Below are 22,647 nucleotides of genomic sequence, written 5' to 3'. Positions count from 1 at the left end.
ACCTGCGGAAGGACAATCCGATGACCGAGCTGAACGCTGACCGCGCCCGCCGGGCGATCGTCGAATACACCGGACGACTGGCGGAATCGGCCGCCGCGGCCGGACCCGACGCCGCCGTGCCGACAACCCCGGGGTGGACCGTCACCGAGCTGGTCGAGCACGTCGGCCAGACCCAGCACTGGGTCGCGGAGATCATCGAGCGGCGCATCACCGACCCCGCACAGCTGCCCACCGAGGTGGCCGTGCTCCCCACCGACCCGGGCGAGTGGACGGCGTGGCTGTCGGAGTCGGCGCGGCGGGTCGCAGCCGCCTGCTCCGACGACGCGCTCGACGCGCCGGTGTTCAACGCCGCCGCGGACGGGCGGACCGGTGGGCAGTTCTGGCTGACCAGCTCCGTCAACGAGGCGGTCGTCCACGGCTTCGACGCGGCCAACGCGGCGGGCCGGCCGGCCGACATCGCCCCCGACGTCGCGGCCGCGCTCATCAGCAACCACTTCGCGATGCTCACCTCGCCCACGTGGGAGCTGCGCCGGTCCGAGTCCGCCCACGCCATCCGCGGCACCGGCCAGACCCTGCAGTGGCAGGCCACCGACACGGGGGCCTGGTTCATCGAGCGGCGGCCCGACGGCGCGAGGTGGCAGCCCGGAACGCGGCCGGCCGATGTCACGGTGACCGGCCCGGCGCAGTCACTGTTGCTGACCCTGACCCGCCGACTCCCGCTCACCGACGTCACCGTCGTCGGCGACGCCGACCTCGCCCGACACTGGCTCGACAGCACCGCCCACGACGCCGGCTGACCCGTCCCGGTAGATCCGGAGCGCGTCGGCGAGGCGCCGGCGCGTCTCCGCGGTGTACGGCTGGCACTGGACCATCACATGCCGCACGCCGAGGTCCTCGTAACCGCGCAGCGCGGCCGCGATCTCCGTGGCCGTGCCGGTCAACGGATCGGGGAAGAAGGCCGGTTTCTCGGCGTTGAGGTCCGGGAACCAGAGGCCGATGAGGGCCGTGACGCCGAGCGTCGCCGGGTCGCGACCGACCTGCCGGCACGCCGCTTCGATCCGCGCGATCGGCGCCAGCATCGTGTCGGGAGTGCCCATGTAGCCGGTGTTCCACAGGTCCGCGTGCCGCGCGACGAGCCCGAGCATGCGCGGACCCTCGCCGCCCACCAGCAACGGCGGCCCGGCCGGCCGCGGACCGCGCGGCACGTCGTCGCAGTCGCGCGCCTGGTAGTACCGTCCGGCGAAGTCGACGTGCCCGTCGCGCAGGAGCGGCGTGAGAACCTGCAGGGCTTCCTCGAACCGGTCGACGCGGTGGTCGAACGGGAACCCGAACGCCCGATACTCCGGCTCGTTCCACCCCGCACCGACGCCGAGGATCAGGCGACCGTCGCTCACCTCGTCGGCGGCGGTCGCCATCTTGGCGAGGAGGGCCGGATTCCGGAAAGAATTGCACAGGACGAGGGTGCCGATCTCGATCCGCTGAGTCGCCTCGGCCAGCGCGGCCAGCATCGTCCAGCATTCCCACACGCCCCTGGTGGGCGTATCGGGCTTGCGATAGAGGAAGTGGTCGGGGAGCCAGACGCTGTCGAAGCCGTCCGCCTCCGCCTGCCGCACCACCGCGCGGATCGTCTCGTAGGGACGCGCGGTGTTGCCCGCGCTCTCATTGGCCAGGAACACCATCATGCCGACCTTCACACGCCGGAACGCTACGACCGATCCCTGACACGTACTGTCAGTGGCCGGCGAAGTCAGGCCACGTGACGCGCCGGGCGGAGCAGGGTCAGGGCGCGCAGTGCCTCGGCGCGGGAGATGGGCTGGTCGTCCTCGGCCTCGACGGCCAGCGCCATCTCGATGGCCTGCCGGATCCAGCTGGTCTTCGGGATTCCCGCCGCCTTGGCGGCGACAGCGGCGGCCTGGTCGAGCTCGAGCGGCAGGCGAAGCGAGCGGACGACCATGACAGCCGAGCCCGCGGGCGGCAACGAGTCCAGCAGCGCCGCCTCGTCCTGCGGGCCGGTCGAGGGTTCGAACGCGAGACCGTCCAGGAACGCGGTCACGTCTTCGGGCGTCTGCGGCATCTCACTCATGGTGTCTCCTCCCACCGACCGAACTCGCTCAGCTCCTCGTCGGTCATGTCGCGTGCCCCGATGATCTTCCACGTGCGGCCGGCCCGGTGATAGACGGCGACGATGAGCGGCCGCCCCGTCGCAGTCCGCCCCCACACGGTCAGGACGGCGACGCCGGTAGCGCTGGTCGCGCGTCGCGGCCAGCGCCGCTTGGCCTCGAGCACCTGCCGCACTTCGTCCGATTCGATACTGAAGAGGGCGGCAAGTGCCCAATCGTCCCACTCGTAGGGCACCTGTTCAGCGTACTACGCACGTGATACGAACGGCAGTGCCGGCGGCCTGCTCGTCTTGCAGCGGGGCGGGCGACAGTGACCCTTATCGTGGCGGCTGTGACCGTGCGGGTGATGGTGGTCGACGACCACCCGATGTGGCGTGACGGGGTGGCCCGGGATCTGACCGACGCCGGTTACGAGGTCACCGCCGTCATCGGTGAGGGTGCCCAGGCGCTGCGGGTGGCTCCCGCGGCCCGGCCCGACGTGGTCGTACTCGACCTGCAGCTCGCCGACCTGTCCGGCGTCGAGGTGATCCGCGGCCTGCTCGACGTCGTGCCGACCGTCCGCATCCTCATGCTGTCCGCCAGCGGGGAGCAGCGGGACGTCCTCGACGCGTTGAAGGCCGGCGCCACCGGCTATCTGGTGAAATCGGCCGGCCGGCGGGAGTTCCTCGACGCGGTGCGGCGCACGGCCGACGGCGAGGCTGTCTTCACCGCCGGACTGGCCGGCCTCGTGCTCGGCGAGTACCGGAAGCTGGCCACCGCCCCGACGGGACGGCCCCGGCTCACCGCCCGGGAGACCGAGGTGCTGCGACTGGTCGCCAAGGGCCTGTCGTACAAGGACGTGGCGGAGGAACTGGCGGTCTCGGTCCGCACGGTGCAGAACCACGTGCAGAACACGCTCGGCAAGCTCCAGTTGCACAACCGCAGCGCGCTGGTGCGCTACGCGCTCGAGAACGGTCTCGAGTAGTAGGTAGTTCTACTCATGCCCGCCGGGGTCGCGTCGGGGATCTTCGCTGCATGGCCCTGTACCGATCGAGGCGGCGTGACGCGATTTACCGCGCTGTCACGCGTCTGCTCGCATTTGCACTGGCGCCCGTGGCCGTGGCCGTGACTCCCGGACGGGCCCGGCACACCGCCTGCCAGTGGGCGCTGGCGCTGCGCTTCCCGGCCGAGAACCTGGCCGGTCTCACGCCCGCGACACGCGCGGCGTTCGAGGCGGCCCGCGCGGAAGCCCTGTGGCGGCACGGAGAACTGCTCGGGCTGACGTCCGGTCACCGCGACTTCGCCACCCAGGCCGCGCTGTTCGCCGCGGCGGTCGAACGCGCCGGCTCCGTGGCAGCGGCCCGGCGACGGGCGCTACCGCCGCACGAGTCGCGGCACGTCGCGGGTCTGGCTCTCGACGTCCGGCCGACGGAAGGCGCGCGGTGGCTGGAGGTGCACGGCGCGACGTACGGCCTCTACCGGCGCTACGACAACGAATGGTGGCATTTCGAGTACTGCGCGGACGGCCGCCCGGCCCGCTTGGCCCACCCGGACGATATCCGCACGGCGCATCAATCAGTATCAGTGGCATGAGCGAACGGGTGGCGCGGTGGTCGACGGTCCTGGCCGGAGTCGGCGGCTGTCTGCTCATCGCGGCGGTGCAGTCCACCTCGCGCGGGGGATTCTCGCCCCCGCTCTACGTGGTCGGATTCAGCCGCTTCATGGAATTTATTCCGTTCACCGCGCTGATCCCGGCCCTGGCGACCGTGCTGGCGCTCTGCCTGCTGCGGTGGTGGCCGTACCTGTTGGCGGCGGGTGGGCTGCTGTGCGTTCCGGTGGCGCTGGACTCCGCGCTGGGGATGTGGTTCTCCGACGCGTTCCGCGCGGCGTTCCCGCTGCTCGTCGTCGGGACGCTCGCCGCCGCGCAGAGTCTGTGGGTGACCGGTGCGCCGGGAGCGGGCGCGGCCGTGGCGGGGCTGGCCATCGGTGCGGGGCTCTTCGGCCACGTCGTGCCCGATCTCCGGCGCCCCTATCTCGAGCCGGCGCTGTCGACCTGGCGCGTCGTGCTCGTCGTGGCCGGTGTCGCCGCGGTCGCATCGGTCGTCTGGTGGTGGCGGGGCGACCCCGCCGCCATCGGGCCGCGCGACATGCGGATGTGGGAGTGGAAGCGGTTCCGGCTGGTCGTCGCGGGTGGACTGGTGGCGCTGGCCCCGGTGCCGTTCGCGACGCTGCCGCCCGATCAACTCGCCGATCTGCTGGACGTCTGGCCGGGCACCCTGTTCATCTACCCGGAACTGATGCTGGCCATCACCGGCGGGATGACGCTGGCCGCCGCGCTCCTCGTGTCGATCGTGATCGGGCTGTGGCCGTTGGCCGGATCGTTGACCGCGGCGATCACGCAGATCGCCGTCGCCGTGCCGATGTTCGTCGCCCTGCGCGCGGCCGAGGACGCGGGTCCGGCCCGCTGGTTCGGCGCCGGCCTGGGGGTGGCGATCGGAGCGGCCGCCGTCGTGAACAGATGGCGGACCGTGGCCGCGGTCACCCTGACCGTGGGCGCGGCGATCTGCGTATTCGTCGCACACACCGCGACGAGCGGCGTTCCGGAGAAACTCGCCTTTCAGCATCGCGTCACCCCGGCGGTTCTGATGCTCGGACTGAGCGTGGCGGCCGCGACCGCGGTCGTCGGCGCGACCACGCCGGTGCTCGCCCCGCGCGGTGCCGTCCCCGCGGTCCTCGGTCCGATCACCGCGGTGATCGTGGCGGCCGGCGTGCAGACGGTCCCGGTGGCCCAGCAGCGCAAGCCGTATGCGGTGGAATCGCTCGGCAGGTATGTCCATCTCGACAATGCGGCGACGATGCTGCTGGTCGGTGCGGCGGCGATCGGTGGCCTGGGCCTCGCGCACGTCCTGTTCCAGCGCTGGGCCGACCGCAAACGGGCCGAGCTGATCCGGCAGGAGGCGGCCGCCGCCGAACGGGACCGGCTGGCCCGCCCGATCCACGACGGTGTGCTCCAGGTGCTCGCGCTCGTTCAGCGGGAGGGCTCGGAACTGGGCGGGTCCGGCGCGCAACTGGCGGCTCTGGCCGGCGAGCAGGAGGCGGCGCTGCGCACCCTGCTCAGCGGAGAACGCACCACCACCCCCGGTGCGGCCGCCGAAGCGGACCTGCGGGCCACGCTCACCGGGCTGTCGTCGCCCGCGATCGAGGTCTCCGCACCGGCCGACCCGGTGATCCTGCCGGCCGGTCCCGCGGCCGAGCTCACCGCGGCGGTCCAGGCCGCGCTGGACAACGTCCGGCAACACGCGGGCCCGGGCGCCCGGGCGTGGATCCTGTTGGAGGACGAGGGTGACGGCGTCCGCGTGACGGTCCGCGACAACGGTGTCGGCTTCGAATCCCGGCGGCTCGACGAAGCGGCCCGCGCCGGACGCCTCGGGGTGGAGCAGTCGATCCGCGGCCGGATCCGGGACCTCGGCGGAACCACGACCATCAGGAGCCGCCCCGGCAAGGGCACGGAGATCGAGCTCTGGATTCCCCGCCGGAGCTGATCGTCAGGGCGTCGTGGGCGGTCACCCTGCGTTCCGACGAACGAAGTCGATCCGGACGGAATCGCTCTCGCGGAGAACGTACACGTGCCGCGGGCCGGTCGCCCACTCGTCGGTCACGACCAGGAACCGGTCACCGGAGCGCTGCAGCAGGTGCAGGTCCTCGTACCGGAAGTGGTATGCGGCTTCCGGCGAGTCGATCCTGGTGGGGGTGACTCCGTCGATCGACAGGTCCTTCTCGCTGTGGACGATCACGCCCACCAGCTGGCTCGGGTCGGCCAGGATCGACTCGGCATACGCGTGTCCCATGACGCGCGCCAGGCGCTCGGAATCCCAGAAGGCCACGAGGGCCAGCAGCGCGAGCAGAAGGACCCGAACGCGTCGGCTCGTGTCCTGGGGCGGCACGAGAACGGAGCCGTACAGGGCGCACATGAGCGAGAGCGTGATGCCGATCGGCAGCTCCGACCCGCCCATCGGCATCCCCCCTGCCATCAGTGCGACGGCCAGGCCGACCCAGCCGACGAACGAGTACTTCAACGCGGTGGCGAGCCGGCGGAGCAGCTGCTTGTCGCGGCGGACGATCCACCGATGCAGGGCGTGGATCGCCAGCGCGAGCACGCAGACGAGCACGAGCGGGATGTACAGGACGTTGACGGTCTTCAAGACATAGTCCTGGATCGACATGTCGATGACGGAGACGTCGTACCCGAGATCCTCCGCCTGAACGTTCATGCGCACCCAGCCGTAGTACACGAGCAGGGCGGTGACGACGGCGATCGGCGAGGCGATACTCGAAATCGCAGCGAGCCTGTCGGTGTGGCCGAGCGTCGGCGGGGTCGGTTCCCGGACGGGCACCGTCCTCGGCCGGAACCGGCGCGACCGAACGCGGACGAGACGCAGCCGACGTGCCCGGGTAGTGGTGTTCACCGCGGTCGTCCGTCGAACACGAAGGTCGCGTAGACACCCTCGATCCGTGGCGCGTCGGCGATCTTCAGGGTCACGGACGTCACGGATCCTTCGTACCGCGGCATCGTGAACGACAAGCGCCCGCCCGTGGTGCTGGCGGAGACGGTGATGTCTTCGCCGGTGACGAAGATGAGGTTCATGGATCTGGGGAGATTGCTGCCCTCGACCTCCACCTGATAGCCGCCCGATCGGGAGCCGTGATCCGGAGACAGGCCGGACAGTTGCGGGCACTCGGACCGACCACTGCCGCCGGTCCTGCTGAATCGGACCTCCGGATCGTCTCGGTACGCCTCGACCAGCGCCGTGAATATCCGGTACACCGACCGGTGCCAGCACGACATCCCGCTCGTGTCGACCTTGCCGTGCCTGGCGAGCGCGACGGACCACATGTCGCGCCGCTGGTGAAAGGCGGCCAGGCAGGCGGCGGCCGCGCCTTCGTAGAGGGTCCGGAGCGCCTCGTCCATCGTCCCGAGTTCACCGTCCCGGTTACGGGCGATGGACAGGGTCGTCTCGCAATCGCCCTTCATGAACCAGATGTAGGCCGCCTCCTCGTAGCCGCCGCCGCCACCGGTCGGCGTGAATTCCTTGATCCACTCGACGAGCGCCGACGACTTGCGCGTTCGCGTCGTCGTCTTCGACGTCGGTGTTGTGGTGGTTCCCGACGTGGGCGCGGCTGTGGGATCGACCGGCCCGGGAGGACCCTGGCCCTGCGGTGCATCGGAAGCGCCGTCGGTTGTACATCCACCGGCGGTGAGGCTGAGGACGAGGACGATGATCGCGAATTGCTTGCGGGAGTACATGTTGGCCGCCTTGGCTGGTTGGCCGCCGCTCGTACGTGAGGTCTCACCCTACGAGCAGGGGGCGTGAGGGCAGGACGCTGGTCCGCCGGCGCCAGAACGGTGCCGCGTCCCAGCGCCGTTCCGCGCCGTAGTACAGCGCCCGCTCGTGCAGGTACGTGGTGCATTCGCGGTCGCGTTCGGCTTCGTACGCGGCGAGCGCCGACGGTTCGGTGCCGTCCAGCATGGCGAGCACCGCCTCGGCGGCCGCCCGTGAGGTCCGCAGCGCCCGGACGACGCCGCTGCCCGAGATCGGGTCGACGGCGAGTGCGGCGTCGCCGACGGCGAGCCACGGGGCGTCGCACGCCACGCGGTGCAGGCGCTGGCTCGGTGCCGGGAACACCCGCGGCCCCCACTGTGGTCGGGTCGCCGCCAGCCGGGCGGCCGTGACGGGTGCCCCGGCGAGCAGGGCCTGCCACCGGTCCGGCGCGACGGCCGGGCGGCACAGGTCGCCGTCGGTCATCAGCATGGCCAACGCGTGTCCGGGCGGGGTCGGTGCCGAGTACCACCATCCGTCCGGCACGGTCTCGACGAGGACGTAGCCGTCGGCGTCCCCCTCGAACATCGCCGCGATCGCGACGAGCCGGTCGAACACGATCCGCCGCCCGCCCAACCGGCGTCCGATGCTGGCGGCGCGTCCGGTGGCGTCCACCAGGATCCGGGCGCGGAGTCGGCCGCCGCCGGTGGACAGTGACCAGCCGGCGTCGTCGCGTTCGACCCGCCGGCAGGCGACGCCGAGCCGCAATTCGACGCCGGCCGACACCGCGGCGGACGCGAGCATCCGGTCGAAGGCCAACCGGTCGACGTGCCAGCCGCAGCCGTACGGGTTCACGAGGTGCGAGTTGCTGGCCGGCACCGGCCCGCCCCAGACACTGCGGGTGCCGTGCGAGGGCACCGGTGCCAGCGCGGTGAAGTCCTGCCACACACCCAGTTCCCGCAACAGGCCGTTGGTGGCCGGGGCGAGTGACTCGCCGACGCGCGGCGCGTCGAAGCGCGACCGTTCCAGCAGGACGACCCGCTGGCCCGCGCGGGCGAGCCAGCGGGCGGTGGCCGAGCCGGCTGGACCCGCCCCGACCACCGCGACGTCGTAACCGGACACGACTAGCCCCGGCAGAATTCGGCCAGGCACTTGCGGGCAGCGTCCAGGTTGAGCCCGAGCGCTCGAAGACGCTTCTCGAACTCGGGCGTGATCGCGCCGTCGCGCCGCAACAGGCAGGTGAGCAACTTGCAGAGTTGCTCGTGCGCACCGTCCCCTGTGGACGGTGACGGCGGGGTCTGGTCGCCGCCCCGCCACACCGCCGCGGTCAGCGTCTTCTCCCGGGCGAACGCCTCCCCGCCCGGCGTGGTGCCCCGCGCCCGAACCCGGATCCGGTACACCCCGACGCCAGTGGTGTCGAACCGCCCGGTGAACCGGCCGCTTTCGCTCTCCGCGAGCGGGACCGTCGACGTGGATCCGCCGGGCGCGGTGACCTCGGCCCACACCTGCGCGTCGCCGGCCGCCGGGATACCCGACCGGGCGAGCGTCGCGTGCAGGAACACCCGCGCCCCCGGCACGAAGCTGTGCTGTTCGGCCTGCGCTTCCATGGTGAGGTTCGAGTAGGCGTGCACGACGACGCTGTACGGCACCGTCCGGAAGCCGTGCTCGCCGATCGGGCCGCCGGCGAGCGACGGCTGCTCGGCCGCGAGGATGCTCGCCCGCTGGGCACGGGCGAAGCGGGAGGGCGCGGTCACGATGCGCGGCGGTTGCGCCGCCACCGGTTGGCGGTGGCGGATCGACGGGTCGGTGCCGTCGCGGCTGTCGCTGCGTTCGATCCGGGGCCGGCCGACGGTGAGCAACGCCTGCCAGGTGCCGCCCGCGTCGAACCGGTCCGCCATGAACTCGAACGGCAGCGCGATCCGGTAGTAGCTCACCCCGTCGGAGCGCACGAACCGCATCCCCGGCTCGGACTGCGCCCGCCACGGCTCGATGAGCTGACCACTCGGCGTCTCCACGCGGAAGTCGACGATATCCGTGTTGGGCGTCAACAGGATCACGTCGACGCCCGCGTCACCGGCGGTCAACTGGAACGGCACGCGCTCCACGCGTCCCGGGACCAGGTGGCCGTCGGGGTCGAGCACGATCTCGGCGTTGCTGATGCCGGCGAGGATCTGCAGGAAGTACTTCTGCAACAGGAACCGGTTGTCGGTGCCGATCGCGCCGGTCACCAGCAGGTAGCCGCCGTTGTTGCCGGAGATGGTCTGCAACGCCGGGACGCTGATGTTCTGCGGCTGGCCGAGGCCCACCGCGTAGGTGAACTCGTTGATGTCGCCGGCCACGTCGGCGATGGACCGCAGGCTGGTTTCGACGCCGTCGGTCAGCACCACCAGCGACTTCACGTCGAACGGCGTCGTGGTGGCGTTGAGAATCCCACGGCCTTCGAAGATGCCGTCGCCGATCGAGGTCAGGCCGTTGGGGTCGAGGCCGTTGCCGTTGATGATGTCCTTGATGGCGCTGCGGTTGATGTCGGACAGTCCGCCCGCGCCCAGTGGTAGCACCGACTTCAGGACCTGCGCGTCCTGGTTGAACCGCACGACACCGACGCCGTCGCCTTCGAGCATCACGTCGACGAACGTGTTCGCCGCCTGTTGCAGCGAGGCGTGCTTGCTCTGGCCGTCGCCCCGGTCCTCGGCCATGCTGGTCGACCGGTCGAGCACCAGGGCCGCGGCGGCGGTCCTGCGGGCCACCGTGTCGCCGATGATGGTGACCGTCCACGTGCGGGTACCGCCGGCCTCCTGCACGGTGACCGTTTGTGGGGGCAACTCGTCGCCGGGGTTGCTCGTGCGGTAGATGACCCACAAACGCGCGGTGGCGACGGCGTTGGCGGTCGGGCCGACCGTGACCGAGGCGTTGAACGGCACCAGTTGCGGATGGTTCGGTGCCCCGCCCGGCGCGTACTCCAACGTCAGCGCCGACGACGGCGAACTCACCTCGAACGTGATGGCCAGTGCCGTCTCGCGAACCATGCCCATCGGGCCCTGCGGCACGTGCTGGAAATTCAGCAACGGCGTGAGCAGGTTGACGCCCGCGAGGTCGCACCGGTCGACCTCGATCAGATCCGTGCCCTGGCGTACCACGAAGCCGAGCTTGTGCCAGTTGTCCACCATGGACTGTCCACTGTTGACAACGCCACTGATGAAGCTCTGCTGGGCGACGCCGCCCCGCGTGACGTAGTTCGGGCGCGGCACCGGCCACCAGTTGTCGGCGCACTGGAAGAAGTCGTTCTGCCACGGCAACGCCATGACGTAGGTGAGGGCTCCGGGGTCCAGCGCCGAGTGGTCGAGCCGGAACGGTTCGGCGTACTTCGACGGGTCGATGATCGGCCGGTTCACCAGGGGAGGGGTGCCGGGTAGGCCGCCGGTCTCGATGCCCGGTAGGAACGCGCCGCCGACACACGCCTGGAGCGCGGCCCGGTCGAGGCCGTCGGGTGTGATGTCGGCCTGCGGCGGCGGGACGCCCGTCCAGTCGTTGGCGTAGTTGTCGTTCTTCCAGCGTTCCATGTGCGCGTACTGCGTGAGTGTGAGCCGGTTGTCGTTGGTGCCGGAGTTGTTGAGCGACGGCATGTTGCCGCCGCCCCCGGCGGGATCGGCGAGCTTGTTGAAGATGGCGTTGCGCAATGGATCGGAGGTGACCGGGTCGGTCCACGTGTGCGAGCCGAACGTGCGGTCGACCGAATTCGTGTCGCGGGCGCGTTGCAGGATCGGATAGACGTCGTGTGTGTACGAGGTGGTGGTCGGCGCGGGGATCATGCCGGCGTCGACCATCGCCTGGAAGACACGGTCGTACATCGTGATGACGCTGTTCTGGTCGGGTGCGAAGTTCGGCGGCGCCACGATCACCCATGCCCCGACAACCGCCGGGGTGGAGTTGTCGGAGCGCAGTTTCACGGTCGCTGTCACCGGACCGTCGGACACGTCGTCGTACCAGTCGTCGCTGGCCCAGAAGTAGCCGTCAAGCGCGGTTCCGCCGGGCGAGGCGGACGTGCCGGAGCCGCCGAGCACGACGAGGTAGTTCTCCGGCGTGCTGCGGATCTCGCCGAGCGGCACCGTTGTGAGCGGCGCGTTGTCGAAGTCGATCGTGCCGGTGTCGAACTTCTGCCGCTCATTCGGGCCGTTCAGGGTGCGCGCACCGGGCTCGATCGCCAGCTTGGCAGGGTCTTCGCTGTTGCCCCGCCCGGGGTTGGCCGCCTTCGTGTTGGCGAGGTTGACCGTCCACGTGATCTCGGCCTCGGCATCGGTGATCTCGTCGACCGTGCCGTCGTCATTGTGGGCGAACACCCGGAATCGTGCGGCCTGGCGCTTGACGCGACACTGGTCGTCCTTGAATCCGCCGGGCGGCTCGGGCGGCTGGCCGATGCGCTCCGGGCCGACGAAGAAGTCGTCGGGGCTGTTGCCGACCCGGGCGATGCCGATGGCCGGATGAATCTTGTAGACGGTTGCCACGAACTGCCTCCTTCATCGGTTCCCGCAGCGCGGGCACGCACCAGTTGTGAGCCACCGCGATACCGTGGAAATACACCGTCACCGGCGCGTCGGCCGGGTCGGTCCTCCTGCCGGGTGAATGGGCGTGTCCGTGATCCGACGCTCGTCCAGGTCCGTTGGGCGTCTTCCGCGGACCCTTTCCAGGTGCAACCCCGTGCCCCGCAGGGAGGACTCGCCATGGGAACCGACACCGAAGGCGAAACCAGACGTTCGAAGGAGATTCTCGAACGCTGGCGAAACAGCGCGCATCAACTGGACGACACGGCAAAGGCGACGGCCAGCGGCGACCTGGCCGCTGCGAATTCCAGCTCCGAACTCGGCAATCGCCGGCAGCGACTGATGCGTCGCGGTCTCGACCTCGACGGCATCGTGAACAAGGACGACTCCCTCTGGGTGAGTTTCCTGTCCTGCGGGCTGGCCGCCGCCCGGGCCGTCGGCCGCGTCGTCACCGCCCCGTCCCGGGCCCATCCCAGTCTGGCGGTGGGCACCGGAGCCCTGATCGGGCCGAGCCTGTTCATCACGAACAATCACGTGATCTGGTCGGCGGACGACGCGTCGGCGATGGGTGTGCAGTTCGGCTACGAGTTCGCCGACGATGGCACGGAGTCCCAACCCCGGTACTGCGCTTTCGTACCGGAACGCTTCTTCTGCACGGATGTGGAACTCGACTTCACCGTCGTCGCCGTCGCCGATCTGGACGGTGCCCCGCCCGGCGAGGCGTACGCGACGGTGCCGCTGATCGGCCGCACCGGCAAGGCCGTCAGAGCCGAGTTCCTCAACGTCATCCACCATCCGGGCGGTGACCGCAAGCGGATCAGCATCCGGGAGAACCAGATGGTCGCCGAGGACGATCTGTGGCTGCGCTATCGCAGCGACGCCCGTCGCGGATCGTCGGGTGCGCCCGTCTTCAACGACCAGTGGGAAATGGTCGCGCTGCACCACGGCGGCGTTCCCATGCGGGATGAGAGCGGTGCCGATCTCGACGTGAACGGGGCCCGCTGGACGCCGGACATGGGCGAGGAAACCAAGGCGTACACCGCGAACGAAGGCGCACGGGTGAGCCGGATCGTGCGCCGGCTCAGGGAGGCGGAGCTCGCGGACGCGGCACGCCAATTGATCGACGACGCACTCGGTGAGGAGTGAACGATGAGCGCGACCATCGTGTTCGTGCACGGACGCGGCCAGGAAGGTAAGGACCCGGTCAAGCTGGAGCGCAACTGGCTGGCCGGCCTCGCCGCCGGCCTGGCCAGAGCCGGCGAACCACCGATCGACGGGGTGCGGTCAGTGTTCCCGTTCTACGGCGACCTGCTCTACCGGATCACCGCCGAACTGGCTCGCCGCGGCGAGGAGGTCGACCTGGAATCGCTGCCGCTACACCCCGACCTGCCCGACGACACCACCGCGGTCGAGAACGAAATGCTGACCGAGATGGTGGCGGCCACGGGTCGCGTCGACGAGGAGCGCCTCTCGGACCTGCTCTCCGCCAAGGCCGTCCGCAGGACGCTGGAGATTCTCGCCCGCCGGACCCGCCTCGACCAGGAGATCATCAAGGCGCATCTGAGAGACGTCGCCGTGTACCTCACCCAGGCCCGCGACCCGGTGCTGGCCGCCGTCAAGGCCGCGATTCCCGACACCGTCCCGATCGTGCTGGTGTCGCACAGCCTCGGCACCGTCGTCGCCCGTGACCTGCTCAGCGACCAGCGGTTGCGGGAGCGCACCCGGTTGTGGGTCACCGCCGGCTCCCCGCTCGGCCTGGACTCCGTGCAGCGCAACCTGCTCACCAAGGGCACGGTCAACCCCGGGATACCGTGGCTGACCTGTTGGGACGTCAACGACGTCGTCGCGCTCGGCCATCCGCTGCGCCCGACCTGGAAGGAGCCCCTGGAGGAGATCGAGGTGGAGAACTCGGACGCACCGCACTCCATCGAGCGGTACCTCGGCCACGCCCGGGTCGCGCGGGTCATCGGCGCGGCCGCTCTGAGGAGCTGACCGGTGGCGGAGAAGGGAAGCGTCAACGACCTCCAGTGGGCGCGACCGGCGCATCTGACCCGACCGACGGTGGGACTCGACGAACTGCTTCAGGGGCTCGCGCTGCTGGGCGAGGAGAGCGAACGGGCCACGGCGGCCGCCGGCGGATGGAACGACAAGACGCCGCCGTCGATGCAGGTGATCAAGTCGGGCGCCACGGCCGTCACGCGCTGGTGGTCGAAGTGGATCGCGGCCGTGGGCGGCCTGGCCGGTGCGATCCCGGTCGTCACCGGCTTCTTCACGACCTTCATCGGCGACGTCGGTGAGGCGGTGACCGTGGCGTTGATCGCCGGCGGCGCGGTCGTCTTCTCCGCCACCGCGATCGCCCTGGCCCTGTTCGTCAGCGGGGACCTGCGGGCCCGCGGCCACGCGTCGGCGGCGCGACAGGCCGCCCGGGGCGTGGTCACGGCCGCGTTCCTCCACGCGACTGCCCGCCTGCCCGCCCCGGGTAGCCCCATGGTCCTCGCGGAGCCGGGACCGGTCACCACGCCGACCGGAAACCCCCAGGCGGCGTACCAGTTCCGGCTGGGCGACCTCATCGTCAGGGTGGACCGCAAACCCGGCTGAACCGCATCGGGTTGCTCGGGTCGGCTGGTTGTGGAGGGCCGCTCGCCTAGAGTCAGCCCGTGTACTTCGTGTGTCGGTGGCGGTATGAATCGCCGTTCAGCAAACGGGTGGTGACGAGGCCAGGATTGACGGTGCTCGACTGGTTCCGCCACGGCTGGGACCACGCCCATGACACCGATCCATACGAGTGGGTCGACCGTGAGTTGGGTGGCAACGTCTACGGCCTGGACTCGATCTTTGACGCGGTGCGCAAGCGGAACCTGCCCCGGCCGCACACCATCGACGACCTCCGCGACCTGCTGCACGAACATCTGTATGTCGAGGCCGATGACAAGGCCGACTACATCCGGCTCGGCGAGCGCGGCCTGCGTGTGCGTACCGATGACGACGAGGTCGACCTGGCCTACTACTTCATCGACGACGGCGCCGTGGTCGACCTGCCCGACCGGCTGGCCTTCCTGGTCCACGACACCTGGCCGCTGCCCGGCAACGCCGCCGCGGCTGGCGCGTCGTTCAGCCACGGTGTGCCGGTGCGGACAGTACAGCTGGGGGCGGCCGGTCCGGATTGCGTCTTCTCGGTCCGGCTCGGCTGGGACGCACCCGACACCTACCGGAATCTGGACCTGGCCGGTGCTGTCGCCCTTCCCGGCCTGACCCTGCCGGATCTCGCCGCCCACCTGGGCGGTGTCGACACCTCCGACGTCGACGGCTGGCCCCATGAGCTCCGCCTGCTCCGCGACCTGATCACGCCCGGCGATGATGACCTCACCCCGGCGCTCCACCGCTACGCCCGCCTTCCCGGCTATCACCCGTCGCCCGCCGGCATCAGCAACACGCCGGAGCACGACGGGAGCCGCCCGCACCCGCCCACCAGGTCGCTGGTGCGTGTGGACACGCACATCGCCCAGGTCGCCCGGCACATCGATGACTTCTTCGGATTCGACCAGTGGTTCCTCTTCGACACCCGATGGGCCGCCGCACACCCCGACCTCGCGCGCTCGCTACTGCGCTACACGGCCCACTGGGACCCCTTCCAGACATAGCCGTGATGAACCCTCGGGGTACACGTCCGGACGCTGATGCCGTCTCGGATGCGCGACTGTCGCGTGCCGGTGATGCGGCTGGCCGAGCCGGTGCCGGGATCATGAACCGGATGTTCAGCGTGCCCGAGGGGGCTCACCGCGACCCCAAAGACCCCCTGGTTGACCTCCGAGACGATTTAAGGCCGTTCCCGACACCGGGAACGGCCCTATTTCTGCTGGTGGGCGATACTGGGTTTGAACCAGTGACCTCTTCCGTGTCAAGGAAGCGCGCTCCCACTGCGCCAATCGCCCGAAGCACCCGCTTGTGACGGGTTCGAGGTGGAGACGGGATTTGAACCCGTGTACACGGCTTTGCAGGCCGTTGCCTCGCCTCTCGGCCACTCCACCGAGGCTGGCCTCCGAGCGGACGACGGGACTCGAACCCGCGACCCTCACCTTGGCAAGGTGATGCGCTACCAACTGCGCTACGTCCGCATTGCCATCCGGTACACCCGGTGACGGATGGAAACTCTAGCCTAGCCCTCCACCCCATGCCAAACCGGTTACCCCTTTGGCGCGTCGGATCGCCACGAAACGCCTCGAACCCCGCGAACCCGGCACGCAAACAAGGCCGCGACGGGGAAGGATCAACCCGGACCCGCCGCCAGCCCCGCGCATCCGCGCAACCCGGCGAACCGGTTCTTCACCCGCTCCGCCGCCGCCCCCGTCAATTGAACCGGCTGCCCGGACGCCGACACCACCGCCGGCACCAGCTCCCACCCGGTCACGTCGCGGCCGCGCACCGTCAGCATCAGGACACCGGTCTCGGTGGACCGCGACGTGCCGTACCACACGAAGTTTCCCATTCCGTAGGACACGAACGTGCGTCCCGACCAGCCGACGCCCTGCAGCACGTGGGCGTGCGCGCCCAGCACGATGTCGACACCCGACTGGACCAGCACCGCCAGGAAGTCCTTCTGGCGTTGGCTGGGGCAGTCGTCGCCCTCGGGTCCCCAGTGGTTGAACGCGATCACGACATCGGCTGCCGCACGGGCGGCCGCCACCGCGGCACGGACGCGGGCGAGGTCGAAGGACAGGGCGACGCCCGGGCGGTCGTCGCGGGCGCCCCACGTCTCCGCGAGCGTGGTGATCTGGCTGAAGCCCAGGATCGCCAGGCGCGTTCCGCGCACCGTCGTGAGCCACGGCGCAAAAGCCGCGGACGCGTTGCGGCCCGCGCCGAACACCGGCATTCCGGACTGCGCGGCGGCGTCCAGCGTGTCGGCCAGCCCGACCTGTCCGTAGTCGAGCACGTGGTTGTTCGCCAGCGACACGGCGTCGACGCCGGCGGCCCGCACGGCGGCGTAGGCGGTCGCGGGCGCGCGGAAGTGGAACTCCTTGGGCTCCGGCGTGCCGCGTTCGGTCACGGCGGTCTCCAGGTTGAGCAGCGCCAGGTCGGCGCCCTGCAGCACCGGCGCGATCGGACCGAACGCGGTCGCCGGGTCGCGCAGCAGCGGGGCCGTGCGCCCGGTGAAGTGGACATCGCCGGCGACGGCCAACGTGAAAGGCTGCGGCGGCGGGGCGGAGGACGGCGGCGTGGAGGGTGGTGGCGCTGATCGCGCCGGTTCCGGCTTCGGGGGACGCGTGACAGAGCAACCGGACGCACACAGCACGGCGACCAGCACCAGCGCCGCCAACCGGGTCATGCCGGCTCCCCACTTCGTGGTGAGCCGCCCTGACCGGGCGGGCTCTGCTTGATGGTTCCCTCGCACAAGTGCTCGGTCACGGCTCCACCGTAGCGGCGTCAGCCCAGGCCTGCCTCGCCCCGGCTCCGCAGGATGCAGAACTCGTTGCCCTCCGGGTCGGCCAGCACCACCCAGCCGGTTCCGTCGGGGTTGCGCAGGTCCTCGACCTGCGTGGCGCCCAGCCCGAGCAGGCGGGCGAGTTCGTCGTCCCGCGAGCCCTCGACCGGGCGCAGGTCGAAGTGGACGCGGTTGCGGAGCTGCTTCTTGTCCGGGACCTCGATGAAGAGGACGTGGTGCCGCCCGTCCCGGGAGCTGATCAGGCACTCCTCGTGGCCGGGCTCGTTCGGGTCGTCGGGGTCCTCGACGTAGTCGAGCACCCGCTGCCACCAGCGGGACTGGGTGTACGCGTCGAGGGCGTTCACGGTGGTGTGCGAGATGAACGAGGTCATTTCGGCATCATGGCAGGACGGCCCGCGCCAGTTCACCGAGTATCGCGCCGATGCGGGCGGGATCGTGGCCCAGTTTCTCCCGCTGGTACCGGTACAGGTCGGGGGCCAGCGGTGCCAGGAGGACGTCGGTGAGGGCGTCCGGATCGGGTGCGCCAGCCTGGTGGGCCAGCGCCCGCACGTGGGTGCGCCAGAAGCCGTACGCGCCGGTCGCGTACCGGGAACTCCCGACCTCCGTGGCCAGGGCGAGGTGTCCGTGCGTCTCCAGCAGGTCGACCATCGCCGCGTAGAAGGCGGCCAGGCGGTCGGCCGGGGGAGCGCCGGGACCGAGCGGCGGGTCGCCCCGGATCATCCGTTCCTGGAGGGCGCGTTCGTGCTCGTCGAGGAGCGCGACGGCGATCGAGGCCCGGTCGGGGTAGCGGCGGTAGAGCGTCGCCCGGCCCACTCCGGCGGCCTTGGCGATGTCGTCCATCGTGGTGCTCTCGGCGCCCTTCTCCGCGAACAGGCGGGCGGCCGCGTCGAGCACGCGGGTGCGGTTGCGCGCGGCGTCGGCCCGTTCCATCCCGACAATCTAGATGTAGGCTAAGTGGACATGTTGTCCACTTAGGGGTTGAAGAATGTCCGTCGCGCTCCTCTCCGCCGCGCTCGTGATCGGCTGCCTGCTCGCCGTGCAGGCGTCGGTGAACATCCAGCTCGGCACCGCCCTCGGCACGCCGTACGGCGCGTCGACGGCGCAACTGATGGTCGCCACCACGATCCTCGCCCTGCTCGCGCTGACCGCCGGCGCGCTCGGGGCGCTCGGCGCGCTGCCCGACGCCACGTGGTGGCATCTCGTCGGCGGACTGGCCAGCCCGCTCTACATCACCAGCGGCATCCTGCTGTTCCCGCGCGTGGGCGCGGTGCTGTCGGTGGGGCTGTTCGTCACCGGGCAGGTCTTCGCGTCGCTCGCGCTCGACGGCGGCGGCCTGCTCGACGTGCCGCGCCGGCCGCTGACGGCGGCCACGGTCGCCGGTGCGGTCGCCGTGCTCGCCGGGATCTCCACGATCGTCGTGGGCCAGCGGGCCGGCGGGATTCCGATGGCCCGGGCGGGCTGGCTCGGCCTCGGCCTGGTGGCCGGCGCGGCGCTACCGGTGCAGGGCGCGATCAACGCGCGGCTGCGGGCGGACCTCGGCGAGCCGTTGGCCGTCGGGCTGGTCAGTTTCGCCGTCGCGACGCTGACGATCGTCGTGGTGCTGCTCGTGCTGCTGGCCCTCAAGGGGACGGCGCGGCCGCGCGTCGGCGCGCTCGGCACGGTGCCGTGGTGGGGCTGGCTCGGCGGCGCCTGCGCGGCCGCGTACGTCACCGCGACGTTCCTGTTGATCCCGCGCATCGGCGCCGCCACGACGATCGCCCTCACGGTGACCGGGCAGCAGCTCGCCTCGGCGCTGATCGACCACTACGGGCTGTTCCGGCTCCCGCGCCGTCCGCTCACGGTCACCCGGCTGGGCGGCCTCGGCCTGCTCGTGGCGGGCTGCCTGCTGGTGCAGTTCGGCTAATAACGCTCGGCCAGGTGTTCGCGGCCCTGCGGAGGCTCATACGGGTCGGGCCAGTAATCGGTGACGCGGGTGATGCGCCCGTCCTCCGACAGCTCGAGCCACACGCAGGCGTCCTGGCGCTCGTCGCCCACGCGGGTGTCGAGCCACAGGGCCGCGAACCGCCCGTCGGCGACCACGCGCCGCACCACGAGGTGCCAGTCGCCGGGGTACTCGGTGTTGAACCGCATGAACGCCGCCCGGCCCCGGATCAGCTCCCGGGTCTGCGGCATGTCGTACACGACGTTCTCGTCGAGCAGTTCGGTGACGCCCGGCCAGTCCCGGCGCTCCAACCGTTCCACGTACTCCGTCGCGATGCGCCGCGTCTCGGTCGTCCCATCCACTGTCCCGTCCACGACCGCACCCTACATAAGTCCTGAATAAAGGCTGACAGGCCAACCACAGGCTTTTCGAAGACGGCACCGAGCACGGCCACAGGCTCCTCTGTGGCTGTGCGCGGAACATCCGGCGGATGATGATGCCGCGTCTGCTGATGTCGGTGGTCGCCGGGGCCGCCGCGATGGCGGGGCTCGTCGGTTCGGTGGCGCCGCCGGTGCCGGCGCGGGCGCTGCGCACGCCGGTGTCCACAGTGGAGATCGCGGCGCCGCGCTGGATCGGCGAGCCGGTGGCGCGGGCGCGGGAGGCCGTTCGGCAGGAGTTGGAGCAGCAGCAGCGGGAGGCGGCCCTGACCGCCCGGCTCGCCCAGCTCGACGGCGGATCCGTCGACCTCGCCGTCGCGGTTCTGGACCGCCGCACCGGCCGCGCCTACAGCTACGCCGCCACGAAACAGTTCCGCACGGCGAGCATCGTCAAGGTCGACATCCTGGCGACGTTGCTGCTGCAGGCGAACCGCGCCGGCCGGTCCCTCACGAGCGCCGAGAAGTCGCTCGCCGCCACGATGATCAGGAACAGCGACAACGACGCCGCGTCGGCGTTGTGGCGCCGCACCGGCGGCATCTCCGCGACCCTGTCGACGTTCGGCCTCACCTCGACCCGGCAGGGCTCCGACGGCGACTGGGGCGAGACGACGACCACGGCCGAGGACCAGCTCCGGTTGCTGGCCCAGCTGGCCGACCCGGCCGGCGCCGTGCCCGGCGGGAGCTACGTTCTCGACCTCATGTCGGCCGTCGTCGCCGACCAGGACTGGGGGGTGTCGGCCGCGGCGCACGCGGGCGAGCGGACCGCGGTGAAGAACGGCTGGTACCCCGTCTCCGGCGGCTGGATCCTCAACAGCCTGGGCCGCATCACCGACGCCGACAGCGATCTGCTCGTCGTCGTCCTCTCCCGCGGCCATTCCGCGTACGCGTCGGGCATCCGCACCGTGGAGCAGGTTGCCGCGCTCGTCCGCGAAACGGTCGGCGGATGAGCACGGCCCCTGACTACCTCTCAGCTGAACGGGTTGTCGTACGTGAAACAGCGCTCCGGAAACTTCACCGGATTGGTGAACAGCACGCCCTGCAGGCAGATCGTGATGGTGTAGATGGTCCCGCCGTACGAGAAGTCACCGTCGAGGGTGCCGTTCGCCGGGTAACCGGGGTATCCCGCGCACACCTGCGGCCGCGCGTTGTTCTCGTTCACGTACAGGTACTGGTTGGCGCCGTTGACCAGCACCCGGAAGTTGGGGAACGAGTAGCTGCCCTGCCGGCACACCGTCACCGACAACCGGTACCACGTGTTGCTGTCGTCGAACGCCAGCGAGCCGACCGCGCTGCCGACCAGCACGGTGTTGTTGCTGGAGTCCCGGCCCGACAACTGGATGCTGATCGGACTGGCCGGGCTCAACGTGGCCTGTGCCGGTGTGGCGGCGAGGGCGGTCGTTCCGAGCACGACGCACCCGAGGGCGGCGATCCGGCGCCACCAACTCGTTTTCATCGGCAAGCTCCCTTCGGCGGGGTGAAATTGCCGGAAGCGTGACCGGTGGCACTGAACACCCACTGAACACCGACTGATTCGGCCCGCGTGCTGGGACCCGTTACCGAGAATTGACGCCGTTCAGCGCGGGCAGGCGCCGACGTGCGTCGGCCCGGAACGGACCAGCAACCGGGTCGCCAGCACCTCACCGGCCACCCCGCGGCCCAGCGCCAGACCCGCCTGGTTGCTGAACTCGAAGTGCTGCCCGCCGTACACCCGCGACCGGCCCGCCTCGGTGGCGGCCGCCGCGAACCCCGCGTAGTCGCGCGGCGTGCCGCCCGGCGCGGAGTCGGTGGCGTGGCTGAACGGGATCGCGTCGGCGCAGAAGAAGCCGGCGAGCGTCGCGGCTCCGGCCGCGCTGTAGGAGCTGTGACCCGACACGTACTCCGGCGTGCCACCGACCGAACCGGCGCGGGCGCTCCACAGGGGATCGGCGGTCGTCACCGGGTTGCCGTCGGTGTCGGCCTCGCGGATCGCCGTCGTCGGTCGCCAGTGCCGGTAGGTGTACTTCGTGGTGACGGTCGCGACCGTAGTGTCGGCGAGCGCCATCGTCAGCAGCGCGGTGAGCCGGGCCTGGTCGGCCAGCGGCAGGTGCCGTGCGCCGGCCACGTCCAGCCCGATCCGCAGCCACTCACCGGGCGGCTGGCTCGATCCGGCCGGCAACGACCAGAACTGGTACGTGGCAAGCAGTTCCGGATCCGGCAGCGCGGCCGAGCCGAGCACCGCCACCTCCGCGAACGCCGCCGCGTAGGGCACGCCGGTCAACGCCGGCGGCGGCCCGGGCACGTACCGGCCGGCGTCGGCGACCGCGAACGGCCGCACGGCGCGGTACTGCGTGCCCGACCACGCGGCCCGGAACACGCCGGGTCCGGTGCCGGCCGGCTGGCTCTCCACGGGCGTCGAGCCGTCACCGGTCCGTGCGGCGATCACCCCGGCGCCGACGTGCCGGCCCCACGCGGCTCCGCGCGCGACGGCCGGGCCGCCGCGCAGGGCCGCGAGATCGGCGTCGCGACGCGCGTCGTAGTCGGTGGTCCTGGCCGGATCGAGGTGGACGAGCACCGCGTGTGCCGCGGTCACCGCGGCCGCCTGCGGGTCGGCGTCCCGTGGCCCCGGCCCCGGCACCAGCGCGTGCGCCCGGGCCGGCCGGCTGCCGGCGACGCCGTTCACGGCGTCGTACACGGCGACGTTGAGCATCGCGTAGAGCCGGGCGGCGTCGGCGTCGGTGGCCCGCGTGGTGCGCACCGCGTCCAGCGCCAGCCCGTTCCAGCCCCGCACCGCGTCGACGTCGGGCCGGGTGGATCCCGCCCGCACCGGGGCGGCGGCTCCGGTACCCAGCAGGGCGAGAACGGCCACGATCACGAGCTTCCTCATCTGAACCGCCTCCCGGCGTTGGGTCCGACGC

General features: G+C 71.0%; 23 protein-coding genes and 3 tRNA genes. 10 read left to right on the top strand and 16 right to left on the bottom strand.

The features are described 5' to 3' along the window. Window positions 1–20: 20 nt before the first annotated feature. Complete coding sequence (locus tag Vau01_RS15070; protein ID WP_203992449.1) at window positions 21–797, top strand: maleylpyruvate isomerase family mycothiol-dependent enzyme; 777 nt, start codon at window positions 21–23, stop codon at window positions 795–797. On the opposite strand, the gene Vau01_RS15065 is transcribed toward Vau01_RS15070, so the two are convergent. The 3 genes from Vau01_RS15065 to Vau01_RS15055 are packed head-to-tail and all read right to left on the bottom strand — an operon-like array spanning window position 687 to window position 2,355. Beyond that, complete coding sequence (locus Vau01_RS15065) at window positions 687–1,694, bottom strand: LLM class flavin-dependent oxidoreductase (protein WP_203992447.1); 1,008 nt, start codon at window positions 1,692–1,694, stop codon at window positions 687–689. The two genes, Vau01_RS15070 and Vau01_RS15065, sit on opposite strands and share 111 nt — an antisense overlap. A 53-nt stretch (window positions 1,695–1,747) precedes the next feature. Further along, window positions 1,748–2,083: a hypothetical protein gene (locus Vau01_RS15060; protein ID WP_203992444.1), complete on the bottom strand. Its 336-nt coding sequence runs from the start codon at window positions 2,081–2,083 to the stop codon at window positions 1,748–1,750. Continuing rightward, the gene (locus Vau01_RS15055) at window positions 2,080–2,355 is read right to left on the bottom strand and encodes a hypothetical protein (RefSeq protein ID WP_203992441.1); all 276 of its coding nucleotides are present in this window, start codon (window positions 2,353–2,355) and stop codon (window positions 2,080–2,082) included. The genes Vau01_RS15060 and Vau01_RS15055 overlap by 4 nt, the downstream gene beginning before the upstream one ends. 111 nt (window positions 2,356–2,466) lie before the next feature. On the opposite strand from Vau01_RS15055, the gene Vau01_RS15050 reads away from it, so the two are divergent. From Vau01_RS15050 to Vau01_RS15040, 3 genes are all read left to right on the top strand, one after another. Beyond that, window positions 2,467–3,084: a response regulator gene (locus tag Vau01_RS15050; protein ID WP_203992664.1), complete on the top strand. Its 618-nt coding sequence runs from the start codon at window positions 2,467–2,469 to the stop codon at window positions 3,082–3,084. 128 nt (window positions 3,085–3,212) lie between these two features. Beyond that, window positions 3,213–3,692 (top strand): D-alanyl-D-alanine carboxypeptidase family protein, encoded by a 480-nt coding sequence (locus Vau01_RS15045; protein ID WP_239151594.1) that lies wholly within the window; start codon window positions 3,213–3,215, stop codon window positions 3,690–3,692. Beyond that, window positions 3,689–5,641 (top strand): sensor histidine kinase, encoded by a 1,953-nt coding sequence (locus tag Vau01_RS15040; protein ID WP_203992436.1) that lies wholly within the window; start codon window positions 3,689–3,691, stop codon window positions 5,639–5,641. Before Vau01_RS15045 ends, Vau01_RS15040 begins: the two co-directional genes overlap by 4 nt. 21 nt (window positions 5,642–5,662) lie before the next feature. On the opposite strand, the gene Vau01_RS15035 is transcribed toward Vau01_RS15040, so the two are convergent. Genes Vau01_RS15035 through Vau01_RS15020 form a run of 4 tightly spaced genes read right to left on the bottom strand, consistent with a single transcriptional unit; the run spans window position 5,663 to window position 11,919 of the window. Next, the gene (locus tag Vau01_RS15035; RefSeq protein ID WP_203992435.1) at window positions 5,663–6,565 is read right to left on the bottom strand and encodes a hypothetical protein; all 903 of its coding nucleotides are present in this window, start codon (window positions 6,563–6,565) and stop codon (window positions 5,663–5,665) included. After that, the gene (locus tag Vau01_RS15030) at window positions 6,562–7,404 is read right to left on the bottom strand and encodes an IPT/TIG domain-containing protein (RefSeq protein WP_203992433.1); all 843 of its coding nucleotides are present in this window, start codon (window positions 7,402–7,404) and stop codon (window positions 6,562–6,564) included. The genes Vau01_RS15035 and Vau01_RS15030 overlap by 4 nt, the downstream gene beginning before the upstream one ends. 43 nt (window positions 7,405–7,447) lie before the next feature. Then, on the bottom strand, window positions 7,448–8,539 hold the full coding sequence (locus Vau01_RS15025; RefSeq protein WP_203992431.1) for an NAD(P)/FAD-dependent oxidoreductase: 1,092 nt from the start codon (window positions 8,537–8,539) through the stop codon (window positions 7,448–7,450). A 2-nt stretch (window positions 8,540–8,541) separates the two neighbouring features. Further along, the gene (locus Vau01_RS15020) at window positions 8,542–11,919 is read right to left on the bottom strand and encodes a LodA/GoxA family CTQ-dependent oxidase (RefSeq protein ID WP_203992429.1); all 3,378 of its coding nucleotides are present in this window, start codon (window positions 11,917–11,919) and stop codon (window positions 8,542–8,544) included. A gap of 216 nt (window positions 11,920–12,135) precedes the next feature. Here Vau01_RS15020 and Vau01_RS15015 point away from each other — a divergent pair, with 216 nt between their 5' ends. The 4 genes from Vau01_RS15015 to Vau01_RS15000 all read left to right on the top strand — a co-directional run bounded on the left by Vau01_RS15015 (window position 12,136) and on the right by Vau01_RS15000 (window position 15,596). Next, entirely contained in the window at window positions 12,136–13,101 is a 966-nt protein-coding gene (locus Vau01_RS15015) for a trypsin-like serine peptidase (protein WP_203992427.1), read from the top strand. Between the two features lie 3 nt (window positions 13,102–13,104). Beyond that, window positions 13,105–13,947 carry a lipase family protein gene (locus Vau01_RS15010; RefSeq protein ID WP_203992425.1) on the top strand — a complete coding sequence of 281 codons (843 nt, stop codon included), beginning with the start codon at window positions 13,105–13,107 and terminating at the stop codon, window positions 13,945–13,947. A 3-nt stretch (window positions 13,948–13,950) separates the two neighbouring features. After that, window positions 13,951–14,553 (top strand): hypothetical protein, encoded by a 603-nt coding sequence (locus Vau01_RS15005; RefSeq protein ID WP_203992422.1) that lies wholly within the window; start codon window positions 13,951–13,953, stop codon window positions 14,551–14,553. 131 nt (window positions 14,554–14,684) lie between these two features. Then, window positions 14,685–15,596, top strand: a complete 912-nt coding sequence (locus Vau01_RS15000) for a hypothetical protein (protein ID WP_239151593.1) — start codon at window positions 14,685–14,687, stop codon at window positions 15,594–15,596. A gap of 216 nt (window positions 15,597–15,812) precedes the next feature. Here Vau01_RS15000 and Vau01_RS14995 read toward each other — a convergent pair. The 6 genes from Vau01_RS14995 to Vau01_RS14970 all read right to left on the bottom strand — a co-directional run bounded on the left by Vau01_RS14995 (window position 15,813) and on the right by Vau01_RS14970 (window position 18,325). Then, a tRNA-Val gene (locus Vau01_RS14995) sits at window positions 15,813–15,887 on the bottom strand. A 25-nt stretch (window positions 15,888–15,912) separates the two neighbouring features. Continuing rightward, window positions 15,913–15,983, bottom strand: a tRNA-Cys gene (locus Vau01_RS14990). A gap of 14 nt (window positions 15,984–15,997) precedes the next feature. Continuing rightward, window positions 15,998–16,070 (bottom strand) — tRNA-Gly (locus Vau01_RS14985). 152 nt (window positions 16,071–16,222) lie between these two features. After that, window positions 16,223–17,278: a CapA family protein gene (locus tag Vau01_RS14980; RefSeq protein WP_239151592.1), complete on the bottom strand. Its 1,056-nt coding sequence runs from the start codon at window positions 17,276–17,278 to the stop codon at window positions 16,223–16,225. 98 nt (window positions 17,279–17,376) lie between these two features. After that, entirely contained in the window at window positions 17,377–17,766 is a 390-nt protein-coding gene (locus Vau01_RS14975; protein ID WP_203992416.1) for a VOC family protein, read from the bottom strand. Window positions 17,767–17,773: 7 nt separating this feature from the next. Further along, the gene (locus Vau01_RS14970) at window positions 17,774–18,325 is read right to left on the bottom strand and encodes a TetR/AcrR family transcriptional regulator (protein WP_203992413.1); all 552 of its coding nucleotides are present in this window, start codon (window positions 18,323–18,325) and stop codon (window positions 17,774–17,776) included. Between the two features lie 55 nt (window positions 18,326–18,380). On the opposite strand from Vau01_RS14970, the gene Vau01_RS14965 reads away from it, so the two are divergent. Beyond that, window positions 18,381–19,298: a DMT family transporter gene (locus tag Vau01_RS14965; RefSeq protein WP_203992410.1), complete on the top strand. Its 918-nt coding sequence runs from the start codon at window positions 18,381–18,383 to the stop codon at window positions 19,296–19,298. On the opposite strand, the gene Vau01_RS14960 is transcribed toward Vau01_RS14965, so the two are convergent. Then, window positions 19,295–19,690, bottom strand: coding sequence for a nuclear transport factor 2 family protein (locus Vau01_RS14960; protein ID WP_203992407.1), 396 nt, complete (start codon window positions 19,688–19,690; stop codon window positions 19,295–19,297). The two genes, Vau01_RS14965 and Vau01_RS14960, sit on opposite strands and share 4 nt — an antisense overlap. 116 nt (window positions 19,691–19,806) lie before the next feature. On the opposite strand from Vau01_RS14960, the gene Vau01_RS14955 reads away from it, so the two are divergent. Continuing rightward, a complete protein-coding gene (locus Vau01_RS14955; protein ID WP_203992404.1) occupies window positions 19,807–20,700 on the top strand; it encodes a serine hydrolase in 894 nt (297 codons plus the stop codon). 20 nt (window positions 20,701–20,720) lie between these two features. Here the strand turns inward: Vau01_RS14955 and Vau01_RS14950 are convergent, their stop codons facing one another. Then, complete coding sequence (locus Vau01_RS14950; RefSeq protein ID WP_203992401.1) at window positions 20,721–21,206, bottom strand: hypothetical protein; 486 nt, start codon at window positions 21,204–21,206, stop codon at window positions 20,721–20,723. A gap of 120 nt (window positions 21,207–21,326) precedes the next feature. Next, window positions 21,327–22,616, bottom strand: coding sequence for a vanadium-dependent haloperoxidase (locus Vau01_RS14945; protein WP_203992398.1), 1,290 nt, complete (start codon window positions 22,614–22,616; stop codon window positions 21,327–21,329). Window positions 22,617–22,647 lie beyond the last annotated feature (31 nt).

Origin of the sequence: Virgisporangium aurantiacum (genome assembly GCF_016863635.1) — a bacterium.
In the GTDB taxonomy this organism is placed as follows: domain Bacteria; phylum Actinomycetota; class Actinomycetes; order Mycobacteriales; family Micromonosporaceae; genus Virgisporangium; species Virgisporangium aurantiacum.
Note: the sequence above shows the minus strand (reverse complement) of the source record. Positions and strands in the feature narration are given on the sequence as shown.

What these genes read in the sequence shown, in the direction of transcription:
- Vau01_RS15070 (WP_203992449.1), top strand. Translation starts at nt 21, where the DNA reads ATGACCGAGCTGAACGCTGACCGCGCCCGCCGGGCGATCGTCGAATAC.
- Vau01_RS15060 (WP_203992444.1), bottom strand. Translation starts at nt 2,083, where the DNA reads ATGAGTGAGATGCCGCAGACGCCCGAAGACGTGACCGCGTTCCTGGAC.
- Vau01_RS15050 (WP_203992664.1), top strand. Translation starts at nt 2,467, where the DNA reads ATGGTGGTCGACGACCACCCGATGTGGCGTGACGGGGTGGCCCGGGAT.
- Vau01_RS15040 (WP_203992436.1), top strand. Translation starts at nt 3,689, where the DNA reads ATGAGCGAACGGGTGGCGCGGTGGTCGACGGTCCTGGCCGGAGTCGGC.
- Vau01_RS15030 (WP_203992433.1), bottom strand. Translation starts at nt 7,404, where the DNA reads ATGTACTCCCGCAAGCAATTCGCGATCATCGTCCTCGTCCTCAGCCTC.
- Vau01_RS15015 (WP_203992427.1), top strand. Translation starts at nt 12,136, where the DNA reads ATGGGAACCGACACCGAAGGCGAAACCAGACGTTCGAAGGAGATTCTC.
- Vau01_RS15010 (WP_203992425.1), top strand. Translation starts at nt 13,105, where the DNA reads ATGAGCGCGACCATCGTGTTCGTGCACGGACGCGGCCAGGAAGGTAAG.
- Vau01_RS14980 (WP_239151592.1), bottom strand. Translation starts at nt 17,278, where the DNA reads ATGACCCGGTTGGCGGCGCTGGTGCTGGTCGCCGTGCTGTGTGCGTCC.
- Vau01_RS14975 (WP_203992416.1), bottom strand. Translation starts at nt 17,766, where the DNA reads ATGACCTCGTTCATCTCGCACACCACCGTGAACGCCCTCGACGCGTAC.
- Vau01_RS14970 (WP_203992413.1), bottom strand. Translation starts at nt 18,325, where the DNA reads ATGGAACGGGCCGACGCCGCGCGCAACCGCACCCGCGTGCTCGACGCG.
- Vau01_RS14965 (WP_203992410.1), top strand. Translation starts at nt 18,381, where the DNA reads ATGTCCGTCGCGCTCCTCTCCGCCGCGCTCGTGATCGGCTGCCTGCTC.
- Vau01_RS14955 (WP_203992404.1), top strand. Translation starts at nt 19,807, where the DNA reads ATGATGATGCCGCGTCTGCTGATGTCGGTGGTCGCCGGGGCCGCCGCG.
- Vau01_RS14950 (WP_203992401.1), bottom strand. Translation starts at nt 21,206, where the DNA reads ATGAAAACGAGTTGGTGGCGCCGGATCGCCGCCCTCGGGTGCGTCGTG.
- Vau01_RS14945 (WP_203992398.1), bottom strand. Translation starts at nt 22,616, where the DNA reads ATGAGGAAGCTCGTGATCGTGGCCGTTCTCGCCCTGCTGGGTACCGGA.